Raw genomic sequence first — 13,283 nt, forward strand, 5'->3', positions numbered from 1 at the left:
CACGGCGGCCCTAGCGCATGAGGAGGGTGCGCTGGGCCAGGACGGCGGAGTCCGGTACGGCCGGCAGGGCGGCAATGAGCGTCCCCGGCACGTCCCCGCCGACCTCCTGGGTGGTGACCACGGCGGCGCTCAGGGAGGGGCCCTGCGCCGGGGAGGACAGCGTCAGCGCCGCCACGGTGGTGGGGACGTCGGGCACGAGGGTGGTGGAGGCGGGGACGGTCACGTCCTGGCTCCAGGTCCCGTCGGCCGAGGTCAGGGTCACCGTGGCCTCCGTGGTGGCGCTGTTGGTCACCACCACCTGGCTCGTCAGCCCCTCACCCTGGGGGACGACCAGGGTCCCGGAGGTGACGGCGCCGTCGTGGCCGGCCTGGATCCAGGCCACGTCACCGGCCAGGGCACCGGACTTGGCCGGGTACTCCCCCGCGCTGCGCACCAGGCGCACGGCGGCCCCCACCGGCTGGTCGGAGGTGACACGCACACCGTAGGGCCCGGGGGCCGAGCCGGCCAGGGAGGTGTCGAAGACGGCACCGGGGTCGATACGCACCTCCTGGGCCCCGGGCAGGGGGGTCTGCCCGTCAGCCCCCACCAGGGACACCGACACGGTGGCGGTACCCGTACCGGGGTTGACCACCCGCAGCACGGGGGCCTGGGAGGAGACGGCCCCGGTGGTGGCGTCGGCGACCTCCCCCTGGCTCTCGGGGGCGGTCAGGACGACGCCGGGGACGGTCTGGTCGGTGGAGGGGGCCGGTCCTGGGGTGAGGACCTCGACCCCGGTGGGGGTCTCCCCGTCCAGGGACTCGGTGACCATGACCACACCCAGGGAGCCGCCGGTGGCCTCCACGGACACGGCCAGGCGCTCGTCAGCCCCGGCCGTCTCCAGGAGCACCGAGCCGCTCTTGCCGGCGGCCAGGCTGATCTGGCCGCGGGCGGGCAGCGGGCGCTCACCGGTGGAGCCGTAGAGCCTGATCCGGGCGGTGACGGTGGTGGTGCCGGGGTTGGTCAGGCGCAGCTCGGCGGAGGAGCCCACGGCCCCCGAGCCGCCCACGATCCAGGAGACGGTGGAGGGCGGCACGCAGGCTGCGGCGGTGAGCCCGCGCAGGTCCCCGTCGGGCGTGGAGGTGGTCACCAGGCCCAGGGCGCCGGAACCCGTGCGGTGGGCCGCCGGGACGGTCAGGACGCCGCCCCTGGCGGTGTCGGTGGAGGTGGGGGCGCCCACGGCCAGGGCGCTGCCGTCCAGGTTCACCTGGGAGTCCCCCAGGGGCGTGACGGTGGTGCGGGTGGTGGTGGTCCCCAGGTTGACCGCCTCCAGGGTGTTGGCGGGGGCGGCCGGGCAGGTCAGGAGGACGTCGGTGCTCGGCGCGTCCAGGGTCAGGCCGCCGACGTCCGCCCTGGGGGCTGCCGGGGCGGCGCCCCACCGGGTCAGGACGGCGGCGGCGGACAGGAGCACGAGCGCCGACACCACGCGGAAGGCCTGGTAGAGCCGGTGCCGCCAGGCGGGGGCGGGTGGTCGCGTACTGCTCATGGGATCCTCCGGGAGCGACGACGGGGCCTGGCCAGGACCGCCACCACGGCCGTCAGCGCCCAGGTGGCCCGCACGAGCCAGGATGCCAGGGAGGTGGTCGGGCGGTCCGGGGTGACGACGAGCTGGCCGCCGGAGGCCGGCACGGTGAAGGCCTGCCGCCAGGCCCCCTCCCGCAGGGTGGTGGGCTCCAGGGCGACGCCGTCGAGCGTGGCCCGCCAGCGCCAGCTGGTGCGCTCAGCCAGTACCAGGGTGCGCCCGGCCGCCCCCGCCTCAATACCGGTACGCACGGCGGTGCCGTTAAAGGGCAGGGTCAGGCTCGTCCCGTCGGGGCCGACCAGGGCCGCGCGGGCCACCTCGGCGCCGTCGGGCGAGACCCGCCAGGCGGTGCCGGTGGCGGTACGGGCGAGGTCCTCCATGCCGGGGGTCGAGCTCAGGGCGGCCCTGGTCGTGGAGGTGAGCTCGTCACCGTCGCGGTCGGCCAGGACCACCACGGAGATGCCGTGCCTGGCCAGCGCCCCCGCCGCGTCCTTGGCGGAGGTCGTGGTCATGCGGGTGACCAGGTGGGCGAGCTCGGCGTCGGCGGCGTCGCTGAGCTCCTGGCGCACCAGGCCCGGGGAGCCGGAGACGTCGGCGGCGTCCGGGGAGCCCGCGTCCTTGATCCTGTCGGTGAGCTGGGAGGCCAGGACCCCGGGGACGACGTCGGTGACCTGGGTGCCCGCGCCCCGCCACAGGGAGACGCTCAGGACGGTCCCCTCGGAGGTGTCGGTGCTCGCCAGCGCCAAAACGCGGCCCGCGGCCGGGGCGGTCTCCATCTCCAGGGCGATCAGGGGCACCTGGGACGTGGCCGGGCGCAGGAGCATCAGGGGGGAGGAGGCCCGTGTGGCCACGGCTACCGCCCAGCCACCTCCCAGCGCCAGGGGGGCCACCAGGACCAGGGTGCCGACGCCACGTACCAGGGCGGTGCGCCACCACGCCCGGGCCTCCAGGAGCCTGACCCCGCCGGCGTCCAGGCCCACCGCGCCGGCCCCCAGGAGCCCGGCCAGTGCCAGGGAGGCACCCGGTCCGGGCCAGGCGGCCACGAGCTGGCTGCCGGTCCCCTCCAGGCCGGTGCCCAGGGCCACCACGACGCGGGGGGCCACCAGGGCCAGGGCCAGCCCTCCCAGGAACAGCAGGACGCCGCCGCGGGCCCGCGCCCCCAGGCGGCCGGGGGCAGCCAGTCCCACCAGCGCCAGGACGTGGGGGACGGCCAGGAGCACCATGACGACCCCGGCCAGCCAGGAGGCCGGGAGGAGGGTGTCCAGGCCCTGGGGCAGCCCCAGCAGGGCCTCGGTGGCGCTGGGGGCGGGGGCGCCCAGCGGGACGCCGGTGTCCGCCAGGAGCAGGCGGGCGGTGCCGGTCAGGGAGTGGGCAATGTGCCAGGCGCCCCACCACACCGGCAGGGCGGTCACCAGGACGGGCAGGACGGTCAGGGCCAGGCGCCCGGCCCGTCGGGGCAGGCGCACCATGAGCAGGACCAGGGCTGGCAGCAGCACGACGGCGGTGGCCGGCACGGCGGCCACGATCCCGGCCCCCAGGAGCCCGGCCAGGGCGGCGGCGCGCGGGGAGCCGGGCCCGTACTGCTCGGTGGCGGCGGCCCGTACGGCGGCGGCACGGGCCAGGGAGCGCTCGCTGGGGGACTCGTCCTCCTGCGCGGCGGGATCCTGGTCGTCCTCCTGGTCCCCCCGGGCGTCCGGCCCGGCGCCGGACTCGGCGGAGTCGGCGCCGGCGGGCTCGGGGGACTCAGCCGACTCAGCACCGGCGGGCTCGGGGGACTCGGCGGACCCGGTGCTGGTGGGCTCGGCGCCAGCGGGCTCGGCGTCGGCTGACGCCTGGCGCTCCTCGTCCTCGTCCCAGGAGATGGTCGCGGGCGCCTCCTGGTCCAGGTGGTCCGCGCCCCCGTCGTGGCCTGTGCTCCCGTCGTGGTCCGCCTCGGCCGGCACCCCGGTCAGGGCCCGGGCGGCGCGTGCCTCGGCCCGGGAGGCGTCCCGGGGCTCCCCGGGGCTCCCCGGGGTGGTTCCTGCGTCCAGGGTGGTTCCTGCGTCCGGGGCCTCGGCGGTCCCGGTGCCCGTCACGTCCCCGCCGTCCTCGGCAGCCTCCTCGGCGCCGTCGCCGTCCTCGCCGTCGGGCTCAGCGCCCCTGACGCCACCGTCCTCAGCGCCGTCGGGCTCGGTGCCCCTGAGGCCGTCGGCGTCAGTCCCCTGGGCGCCGGCCGCCCCCTGTCGGGGGAGGTCGGCCGGGAGGGAGAGGCGGTCGAGCTCGGCGCGCTCGCTGTCGGTCAGGTGGTGGGCGCCGACCATCCCGGAGAGGACCACGTCGCGCCGGTCCGCCCCCAGGCCTCGCATGAGGGCCGTCAGGGCCCAGGGCAGGAGGACGTGGACCAGGAGAGGACCCAGGCGCCCCTGCCCCACGGCCAGCAGCCCGGCCGGGGCCAGGGCCCAGGTCAGGGCCACCCAGGCCCTCAGGTGGGTCCGCCGGGTCACGGTCCCGGCCGCGGCCCAGGCGCCCAGAGCCCCCAGCGGCACCGCCACCAGGACCAGGGCGTGGAGCATGAGGGGCCCGTCCAGGCCCACGACCCGTCCCAGGGCCACCGGCAGGGCCAGGACCGCCAGGAAGGGGCTCAGGGGGGAGTCGTAGCCGTCCCCGGAGGCAGCCCAGGTGCTCCAGGCCGCCTCCCACAGACGGCCGGGAGCGGTGTCCAGGCTGGGCAGGGCGCCCCCGGTCAGGCCCCGGCTGGCCAGGGTCCCCCCCAGGGCGAGCAGCCCGGCCCCCGCCGTGAGAAGCAGGACCGCCGTCAGCACGTAGCGGCGTCGGCGGGCCAGGGCCCGCAGCTCGTGGAGCTCGAGCTCGCTGGGGGCCTCCTCGCGGGCGGCCCGCTCCCGCTCCTGACGCACCAGGTCACGGCGCAGGGCCCGGATCTCGGCGCTGTCCACGTACAGGCGGGTCAGCACGGAGCGGGGGACGGTGGCGTGGGCGGCCAGACGGCGTCGTCCTCGGCGGATCAGGCCGGGGCGGGAGGCCACGGCCAGGGCCGCGCCCATCTCGTCGCTGGCGCGGACCACGGAGTTGGTCAGCAGGCGCCAGGGGGCCCGCAGGCAGGCCAGGAGGAGGAACCAGGACAGCAGCAGCCACACCGGGCGGGAGGAGAAGGTGGCCCAGGCGCGCAGCTGGGCGGTGCGGCGGGCGCGGTAGCTGCGCGCCGTCGCCTCCTGCCAGGAGAGCCCCTCGGTGTCCTGCGGGTCCCTGCGCAGGCCGTGGCGCACGCCCCGCCGCCCCAGGAAGGCGGCCCGGCGGTGGGCGACCACGGCGTCGGGGACCACGACCACCCGGTGCCCGGCCAGACGGACGGCACGAGACAGCTCCAGGCCGTCACCGAAGGCACCGAAGGCCGGTGATATGCCACCTATCTCGTCGAACACCGCGCGGTCGACGAGCGCCCCGGCAGTGCCTACCGCCAGGACGTCGGAGCGGCCGTCGTGCTGGCCCTGGTCGATCTCCCCCGGGACGATGTCGTTGGCCCGCCGCGCCGAGGCGGTGGTGCGCAGACCCACCTCGAGCAGCTGCTCGGGGTTGTCCCAGTCCACCTGCTTGGGCCCGGCCAGGGCCACCGAGCGGGCCGAGGTCACGGCGTTGAGCAGACTGGCCAGGCACCCGGGGGCGGGGGCGGAGTCGTCGTGGAGCAGCCAGAGGTAGGGGTGGGAGGGCGCTGGCAGGCGCCCGTCCTCCTGGAGGGCGAGCAGGCCGCGACGCACGGCGTCACCGAAGGAGAAGGCCTCGCTGACGTGGAGGATGCGCGCCCGGCTGACCGCGTCGATCCCGGAGAGCTCGACCACGTCCTCCACCGGGGTACCGTCCCCCAGGCCGTTGCGCCGGGAGGCGACGTCCACCACCAGGACCGCGCTGGCCGGCACCTCCTGGCGGGCCAGCGCGACCAGGGTACGCCGTAGGTAGGGGGTGTTGCCCGCCGTGACCAGGACGGCGAGGACGCCCGTGCGCCCTGAGCTCATGCCCGCCTCACCACTCCGGGGCGCTCAGACCGCACGGCGCTTGAGCTTGCGGCGCTCCCGCTCGGACAGGCCCCCCCAGATGCCGAAGCGCTCGTCGTTGGCCAGGGCGTAGGCCAGGCACTCCTCACGGACCTCGCAGGCGGCGCACACGCGCTTGGCCTCACGGGTGGAACCGCCCTTCTCCGGGAAGAAGGCCTCCGGGTCGGTCTGGGCGCACAGGGCCCGCTCCTGCCAGGCCAGCGGGCCACTCTCCCTGACCTCACCAAAGATCGCCAGGATCTCGGCGTCGGCGGCGGGCTCAGGCCGGGTGAGCGGACCGTCGCCGAGAATGTTCCACACGATGGCGTCCCTTCGCAGTATTGAGGACAACGAACTACTGAGAATTACACGGGCGCCGACCGGTTTCGTCAAGCCAAGGAGGGGCGTCTCACGCAGCGGCTCCGGGTGGTCCCCGGGCCGCTCAACAGCCCCCACCATACCCTGGCGCAGGTCACAGTATGGTCACAAAACCGCAGGCCGACGCGGTTCCGTCTCCGGGTTCAGGGGCGCGGTCGTGCTTGAATCAGGCCATGGGACCCGACCTGCTCGCCTCACAGATTCCGTCCAAAGCGGACAAGGACCGACCCTGGCTGGTGTGGTACGGGCCCGGCGGGGAGCGCGTGGAGCTGACCGGTCACGTGGCCGCCATGTGGGTGTGCAAGGCGGCCGGGCTCCTGGAGGAGCAGACCTGGCCCGGCAGCGCGGTCCACGTGGGCGGCGCGACCCACTGGAGGACCGTCCTGTGGTGCGCCGGGGCCTGGTGGGCGGGCCGCGAGGTGGTCCTGGGCCGGGCCGGGACGGTCACCCGGGCGGTGGACGCCGGCGTGGTGGAGGTGGGCCTGTCGGTCGCCCTCGTCCCCGACGACCTGGCGCAGGCCGAGCTCCAGGTGCTCCTGCCCGGCTCGCCGCTGGCCCTGCGCTGGGACGGCGGCGGGGGCGAGGTGCGTGAGCTGCCGCCGCTGGTGCTCGACGGCGTCGCCGACGTCATGGCCTACCCCGACTACTGCCCGCCAGCAGCGGCGCAGGGCCGGGCGCCCGCCCTGACCGTGCTGGCCGACGCCGGCGCCGGCCCCGGGGCTGGTCCCGGCCCCCTCGCCGGCTCCGGGGCTGGTCCCGGGGACGCCCCGCCCCGGGCCGTCACCCGGCTGGACCGCGCGACCCTGGCGCAGGGGCCGTCGGGGGGCCCGGAGCGGGTCCCCCTCACCCGCACCGGCCCCCTGGACCAGGCGCTGCCCCTGGTCCTGGGCGCCTGGCGGCAGCGGCGCGCCGCCGTCCTGGTGTCGCCCCAGGCCGGTGAGGACGTCCTGGCAGCAGCGCGTCGCCAGGAGCTGGTGGGCTGAGCCGGGGCGGGGGCAGCCTGAGCGATCACCAAGGGGCAGGCGCTGATCGGTGACGGCTGACCCCCGGGCAGGGGGCAGGCTGACCCCCGGGCGGGAGGCAGACTGGCCCGGGCAGGGCCCCAGGAGGCCGGGGACGGCGCTCACGGCACGTCGGCCTGGACCACCGTCCCCTGCCCCTCGACGGCCAGGGTGCGCTCGTCGGCACCCACGAACACCGCCTGGCCGCGGGCCAGGACCTCCTGGCCCGACGGCGTCGTCACCGTCACGCTCCCGGCCAGGCCCAGGACGATGCGGGGCCCGCGGCCGGGGACCTGCACCCGCCCGTCAGCCTGGACCACGTCGGTGACCAGCAGCTCGAAGTCGTCCACGGGGGCGTAGTAGGCCCGGGTGGCGTGGGAGAGGTACTCGGGGGCGGGGCGCACCGGCGGGGCCGCCACGTAGTCCACGCAGGCCAGCATGGCCGGGACGTCGACGTGCTTGGTGGTCAGGCCCGCGCGCAGCACGTTGTCCGAGGAGGCCATGATCTCCACGCCCAGGCCGGAGACGTAGGCGTGCACGCTGCCGGCGGGCACGAACAGCGCCTCACCGGGCCGCAGGGTGACCGGGTTGAGCAGGAGCGCCGCCGCGATTCCGGGGTCGCCGGGGAAGGTGCGGGCCATGGCGACGGCGTTGGCGTCCACCCGCCGGGAGGGGGACTCCCCCCGCCCCAGACGTCCCGCGAGCTCGGCGGCCAGGTCGTCGACCTCCTGGCTGGTGGGCCGCGACCCGACGGAGACCAGGTCGGAGAAGACCTGGCGGATGCCGAAGCGGGTGGGGTTGAGGACGAGGGAGCGGCGCATCCGCCGTGCCAGGCGCGACTCCAGGCCCGCCAGGACCTCCGCGGCACGCCGTGGCGCCCGGAACCCGGCCACGGCCTCGAAGTGCTCCAGGGCCAGGACCATCTCGGGCTTGTGGTTGGGGTCCTTGTAGTTGCGCAGAGGGTGGGAGGGGGCTATCCCGGCCTCGTTCTCCAGGGCGTAGCCCTCGGCGGCCTGCTCCAGGGAGGGGTGCACCTGGAGGGAGAGCACCTGGCCGGGGGCGATCACCTTGAGCAGGTAGGGCAGCTGGGGGCCGAAGCGGCGCACCACGTCGGCGCCCAGGAGCCGCTGGGGCTCGGCGGCGACGAGCTGCTCCAAGGTGGTGGGCGAGGCGTGCCCCGAGGCGTCCACCAGGTGGGTGGGCCCGTTGGGGTGGGCGCCCAGCCACAGCTCGGCCCACGGCTGGCCGTCCGGCTCCTGGCCCAGGAAGTCGAAGACGGCCGTCGTCGAGCCCCAGTCGTAGCGCTGGCGGGCTCCGGCAAGTCGTTCCATGGGCGCCACCGTAACCTACTGCCGGCACGTCCCAGGATCCGGGGCGGCAGCCTCAGCCACCACCGGCCCCGCCAGCGGCCCCGGGAAGCCGGGGTGACCTGAGCGTGCGCCAGCCACACAGTGTAGGCCCCGCCAGCGGGGCCGGGGAGCCGGGCGGTCAGGATGCGGCCTGGAGGCCGGCAGGGGCCCCGCCAGCGGGCCCGGGGCCTCAGTCGCTGCCGGGTCCGGGGGTGTAGACCTCCACGCTGCCGTCCGGTCTGCCACGGAGCATAATCCAGGTGCTGAACCTGTCGGAGTGGTCGGCCGAACGGTCCAGCCCGCACATAATGTCGCCGGACCGGTAGGGGCCCTCCTGGACGATCTGGGAGGCGTCACCGGCACGGATCGAGGCCTTGCGGCCGTTGCCGAAGTACACGGTGCTCATGCCGAGCATGTTGGGCGACCCGACGGCGGGCAGGAGGATGCACTCCCCGACCGTGGACCCCTTCGGGAAGTAGGACTCCCGGACGGTGAAGCCGCTGTAGGGGGCGTTGCGGTCCAGGGCGCTCATGAGACTCGGTACGGCCCACTGCGCGGCCCTGGCGTCGTCATGGGCGACCACCGCGTCCACGAAGTCCTGTACCGCCTCCAGGCGGGGCAGGCGCACGTCGCCCTGCCCGGTGTGGAAGACGAGGTCGGTGGCCACGAACCTCTGTCCGTCCCAGACGAAGTCGCCGTCGGCGCTGCCGGACTTGCGGCTGGCGTGGTAGTCCTCGTCCCCGTACAGGGCGATATTGTTCCAGGACAGGTGGAGGGACCCCCCGAACACGCTCAGGGAGGTAATGGTGAAGTCGGAGATACTGCCGCCGAGCTCCTGCTTGTGGGGGACGGGGTCCAGGGCGGCCACGAGCTTGTGGTCGGGGTCGTAGACCATAATGAAGTCGTCCTCGTAGGCGCCGCCGTAGGAGCAGTTGGCCCGGACCACCGCCGCGGGCCGCCCCTCGAAGACCGTGGTGACGACCTCCTTAATGGTCGTCCTCGCGTTCTGCTGGGAGCCGCCGGAGGCCTGGCCGTCCACGAAGGTCACCCGCTCCCGGCCCTGCTCGGAGGCCTGGCTGGGTGAGACCCGCAGGCCGCAGCGCTCGGGGACCTCCAGGGTGGCGTTCCTCAGCTCCTCGGCGCTCGGGGCCCGGTCCGGCTCCCCCTGGTGCTGGGCGACGGCAGTGACCTGGGTGACCGAGGCGTCGACGGGCCGGGTCAGGTCGGCAACGCTCAGGGAGCTGTGGGACCACAGGTAGAGGTACTGGTCGTCCGAGGTCCACGACCTCAAGGGGACGTCAACCCTCCAGGACTCACTGCCGTCGGCCAGGTCCCGGGCCACCACGCCCGAGGGTGTGCCCACCACCAGGGTGTCACCCACCAGCCAGTGCGGGGAGCCGCCCTCGGTGAACCCGCTGACCTGCGCCGTGCCCTCGGGCAGGGTGACCGTCCACAGCACGTCGGCGCCCTCGAGCGCGGCCAGGGTGGTGCCGTCGCACACGACCCAGACGTCACGCTTCCCCGGCAGGGGCACGGCTCCCAGGCTCCGCGGCGCCTGGGCCGGCAGCACCCAGGCGGGGGATCCCAGCCTCAGGCCGCTCACGACGGCGCCTGACCGGTCCGTCACCGAGCCGTCGGCCCCCAGGGCGTAGGGGACCTGGTCGCTGGCCGCCCCCGCCAGGGTGGCGCTTCCCGGGACTACCGGGGCCGGAGTAGCGCTTCCCGGGGCTGAAGTAGCGTTGCCGGAGGCTGCCGAGGCGGGGGTGGAGCTGCTGGCAGCCGTCGGGACGGAGGGCGCATGGCGCGGAGCGGGGGTGGAGCTTCCGGGGGACGTTGGGGCGGAGGCGTTACCACCAGAGGCCTGGGGGCGGCCCCTGTCCACGTCCAGGGCAAAGCCCTCGCCGCAGCGCACGACCGTCCCGTCCAGCGCGCACGGGCCCGCGTTCGCGGGAAGGGGCGCGGTCCACCGGGGGTAGCTGGTTAAGCCCGCCACGTCCACGGCGCTGAGCAGATCCCGCTCGCCGTCGCGCAGACGCATGACCGCGGTGCTCCCTGAGCGCAGCACCGGGTCACCGGTGGCCTCGATCTGCTCGCCGTCTCCCACCATGGAGAAGTCGACAATGGAGACCACGGTGGGCGGGTCCTGGAGGCTGCCCCGGGGCACGAACCTGCCCACCAGCCAGCCCGTGCCCGCTCCCAGGCCGGCGAGCAGCGCCATGACCAGGACCACCACCAGCGGCCTGGGACGACGTCGACGCCGTCTGCGGGTATCGGACGCCGACGCGGCCTCCGCGATGAGGTGGTCAAGGGACTGCTCAGCCGTCTGCCCGGGACCGGTTGAGCCGGGGATGTGGGTCATGGGCATATCCAAGCACCCGCCCAGAGCGGAATCGAGCCCCTGGGGAGACCAGTTCCTGCCCCCCGCGCGACGTGGGCCGCGCATCCTGAGCCTGCCCAAGCTGCGCCAGCACTATCCTGCCCTGCGCGACGTGGGCCGCGGGTGGACCGGCCCCGTCTCAGCCCTGGTCGCGGCTGGCCAGGCGACGCTCGGCGGCCTCCACCACATTGGCCAGCAGCAGGGCCCGGGTCATGGGCCCCACCCCGCCCGGGTTGGGGGAGAGCCAGGCCGCGACCTCGTCCACGCCGTCGGCCACGTCCCCGGCGATCCGGCCCCTGCCGGTGGCCGGGTCCACGACGCGTGAGACGCCCACGTCCAGGACCACGGCACCGGGCGCCACCATGTCCGCCGTCACAATACCGGGCCTGCCGGCGGCCGCGATGACGACGTCGGCCCGGCGCACGTGGGCGGCCAGGTCCCGGGTCCCGGTGTGGCACACGTCCACGGTGGCGTTGACGTCCTTGCGCCCCAGCAGCAGGCCGATGGAGCGGCCCACGGTGATCCCGCGCCCCACGACGCACACGTCCGCCCCCGCCAGGTCGATGCCGTGGCGGGTCATGAGCTCGATGCAGGCCCGGGGCGTGCACGGCAGGGGCGAGGTAATGGGGCCGGAGGACCGCAGCACCAGGCGTCCCAGGTTGGTGGGGTGCAGCCCGTCGGCGTCCTTGGCCGGGTCGACGCGCTCCAGGACGGCGTTGGTGTCGATCCCCGCGGGCAGGGGCAGCTGGACGATGTAGCCGGTGCAGGCGTCGTCGGCGTTGAGACGGTCGACGGCGGCCTCCACCTGGGCCTGGGTGGCGGTGGCGGGCAGGTCGGTACGGATGGAGGCGATGCCCACCTCGGCGCAGTCGGCGTGCTTGCCGGCCACGTACTTGAGGCTGCCGGGGTCCTGGCCCACCAGGACCGTGCCCAGGCCCGGGGTGAGACCACGCTCGCGCAGCGCCTCCACGCGGGTGCGCAGCTCGGCCTTGAGGGCGGCGGCGGTGGCCGCCCCGTCCAGGACCCGGGCCGGACCGGCCCAGGGGGCCCTCACTGGCCCAGTCCCGGGTAGAGGGGGAAGGCGTCGGTGAGTGTCCTGACCCGCCCGCGCAGGCCGGCCAGGACCTCCTCGTCGGCCCTCCCGGCGGCACCGGCCACCAGGGTGGTGGCGATAATGTCGGCGACCTCGGTGAACTCGGCCTCCCCGAAGCCGCGGGTGGCCAGCGCCGGCGTACCGATGCGCAGCCCGGAGGTCACGCGCGGGGGGCGGGGGTCGAAGGGGACGGCGTTGCGGTTGACGGTAATGCCGGCGGCGTGGAGCAGGTCCTCGGCCTGCTGGCCGTCCAGGGCGGCCTCGCGCAGGTCCACGAGCACCAGGTGGACGTCGGTGCCGCCGGTGACCAGGCGGATCCCGGCGGTGCGCACGTCGTCGGCCCCCAGGCGCTCGGCGAGGAGGCGGGCGCCGCGCACGGTGCGCTCCTGGCGCTCGCGGAACTCCTGGGTGCCGGCGATCTTCATGGCCACGGCCTTGGCGGCGATGACGTGCATGAGGGGGCCGCCCTGCTGGCCGGGGAAGACGGCGGAGTTGAGCTTCCTCCCCCACTGCTCGGCCCGGTTGGACAGGATCATGCCGGAGCGGGGGCCGCCCAGGGTCTTGTGGACGGTGGTGGACACCACGTCGGCGTAGGGCAGCGGGGAGGGGTGCAGTCCAGCGGCCACGAGCCCGGCGAAGTGGGCCATGTCCACCCACAGGGCGGCGCCGACCTCGTCGGCGATGGAGCGGAAGGCGGCAAAGTCCAGGTGGCGGGGGTAGGCGGACCACCCGGCGATGAGCACGGTGGGGCGCTCGCGCAGGGCGGCCTGGCGCACCTGGTCCATCTCAATGCGCATGCTGGTCTCGTCCACGCCGTAGGCGGTGGCGTGGTAGTTCTTGCCGGAGAAGTTGATCCTCATGCCGTGGGTGAGGTGGCCGCCGTGGGCCAGGGACAGGCCCAGGAGGGTGTCGCCGGGGGTGGCCAGGGCGTGGAGGACGGCGGCGTTGGCCTGGGCCCCGGAGTGGGGCTGGACGTTGACGTACTCGGCGTCGAAGACGGCCTTGGCGCGCTCGATCGCCAGGTTCTCGGCCACGTCCACCACCTCGCAGCCGCCGTAGTAGCGCCGCCCGGGGTAGCCCTCGGCGTACTTGTTGGTCAGGACCGAGCCCTGGCACTCCAGGACCGCGCGGGGCACGAAGTTCTCCGAGGCGATCATCTCCAGGGTCTCGCGCTGGCGGGTGAGCTCGCCGGTGAGGACCTCGGCGATCTCGGGGTCGAGCTCGGCCAGGGGCTGGTTGTTGACAGGACTGTTGCCGGAAGCGGTCATGGTTCTCCTTGGTGACTCGCGGCGGGCCTCGGCCCAGGCGGGCGGCCAGGTACCCCGGTGCACGGGCACGGCCAGGCGCCCCCGCTGCCGCCGCTCCCCGGTGGTGGACCACCCTCGCCAGTCGCGCCGGCAGGGCCATCCTAGCCTCAGGGGCGGGGGCACAGGGTATCGCGTGTCACGGGGCGCCCGACGGCGGCCGGCTCATCCTGCCAGCGGCCCGTCCGGCCGAGCTGG

8 protein-coding genes are annotated in these 13,283 nt (G+C 75.3%); 1 reads left to right on the plus strand and 7 read right to left on the minus strand.

Annotation, left to right across the window (positions count from 1 at the left end):
• Positions 1-10: 10 nt before the first annotated feature.
• Genes C3V41_RS05430 through C3V41_RS05440 form a run of 3 tightly spaced genes read right to left on the minus strand, consistent with a single transcriptional unit; the run spans position 11 to position 5,844 of the window.
• A complete protein-coding gene (locus C3V41_RS05430) occupies positions 11-1,522 on the minus strand; it encodes a DUF5719 family protein (protein WP_106109414.1) in 1,512 nt (503 codons plus the stop codon).
• The gene (locus C3V41_RS14155) at positions 1,519-5,565 is read right to left on the minus strand and encodes a glycosyltransferase (protein ID WP_106109415.1); all 4,047 of its coding nucleotides are present in this window, start codon (positions 5,563-5,565) and stop codon (positions 1,519-1,521) included. The genes C3V41_RS05430 and C3V41_RS14155 overlap by 4 nt, the downstream gene beginning before the upstream one ends.
• A 24-nt stretch (positions 5,566-5,589) precedes the next feature.
• Positions 5,590-5,844, minus strand: coding sequence for a WhiB family transcriptional regulator (locus C3V41_RS05440; protein WP_399544290.1), 255 nt, complete (start codon positions 5,842-5,844; stop codon positions 5,590-5,592).
• Positions 5,845-6,134: 290 nt separating this feature from the next.
• Between C3V41_RS05440 and C3V41_RS13075 the strand changes: the two genes are divergently transcribed.
• Entirely contained in the window at positions 6,135-6,944 is an 810-nt protein-coding gene (locus C3V41_RS13075) for a TIGR03089 family protein (protein WP_165271583.1), read from the plus strand.
• Positions 6,945-7,084: 140 nt separating this feature from the next.
• Here the strand turns inward: C3V41_RS13075 and manA are convergent, their stop codons facing one another.
• The 4 genes from manA to glyA all read right to left on the minus strand — a co-directional run bounded on the left by manA (position 7,085) and on the right by glyA (position 13,049).
• Positions 7,085-8,293 (minus strand): mannose-6-phosphate isomerase, class I, encoded by a 1,209-nt coding sequence (gene manA, locus C3V41_RS05455; RefSeq protein WP_106109419.1) that lies wholly within the window; start codon positions 8,291-8,293, stop codon positions 7,085-7,087.
• 208 nt (positions 8,294-8,501) lie between these two features.
• Entirely contained in the window at positions 8,502-10,670 is a 2,169-nt protein-coding gene (locus C3V41_RS05460; protein ID WP_106109420.1) for a hypothetical protein, read from the minus strand.
• 157 nt (positions 10,671-10,827) lie between these two features.
• Entirely contained in the window at positions 10,828-11,742 is a 915-nt protein-coding gene (locus tag C3V41_RS05465) for a bifunctional methylenetetrahydrofolate dehydrogenase/methenyltetrahydrofolate cyclohydrolase (protein ID WP_106109421.1), read from the minus strand.
• The gene (gene glyA / locus C3V41_RS05470; protein ID WP_106109422.1) at positions 11,739-13,049 is read right to left on the minus strand and encodes a serine hydroxymethyltransferase; all 1,311 of its coding nucleotides are present in this window, start codon (positions 13,047-13,049) and stop codon (positions 11,739-11,741) included. The genes C3V41_RS05465 and glyA overlap by 4 nt, the downstream gene beginning before the upstream one ends.
• Positions 13,050-13,283 lie beyond the last annotated feature (234 nt).

Source organism: Actinomyces sp. oral taxon 897 (assembly GCF_002999235.1).
Classification (GTDB): Bacteria; Actinomycetota; Actinomycetes; order Actinomycetales; family Actinomycetaceae; genus Actinomyces.

Bases quoted from the DNA above. Each gene is read 5' to 3' on its own strand.
- C3V41_RS05460 (WP_106109420.1), bottom strand. From the start codon at position 10,670: ATGACCCACATCCCCGGCTCAACCGGTCCCGGGCAGACGGCTGAGCAG.
- C3V41_RS14155 (WP_106109415.1), bottom strand. From the start codon at position 5,565: ATGAGCTCAGGGCGCACGGGCGTCCTCGCCGTCCTGGTCACGGCGGGC.
- manA (WP_106109419.1), bottom strand. From the start codon at position 8,293: ATGGAACGACTTGCCGGAGCCCGCCAGCGCTACGACTGGGGCTCGACG.
- C3V41_RS05430 (WP_106109414.1), bottom strand. From the start codon at position 1,522: ATGAGCAGTACGCGACCACCCGCCCCCGCCTGGCGGCACCGGCTCTAC.
- C3V41_RS13075 (WP_165271583.1), top strand. From the start codon at position 6,135: ATGGGACCCGACCTGCTCGCCTCACAGATTCCGTCCAAAGCGGACAAG.
- glyA (WP_106109422.1), bottom strand. From the start codon at position 13,049: ATGACCGCTTCCGGCAACAGTCCTGTCAACAACCAGCCCCTGGCCGAG.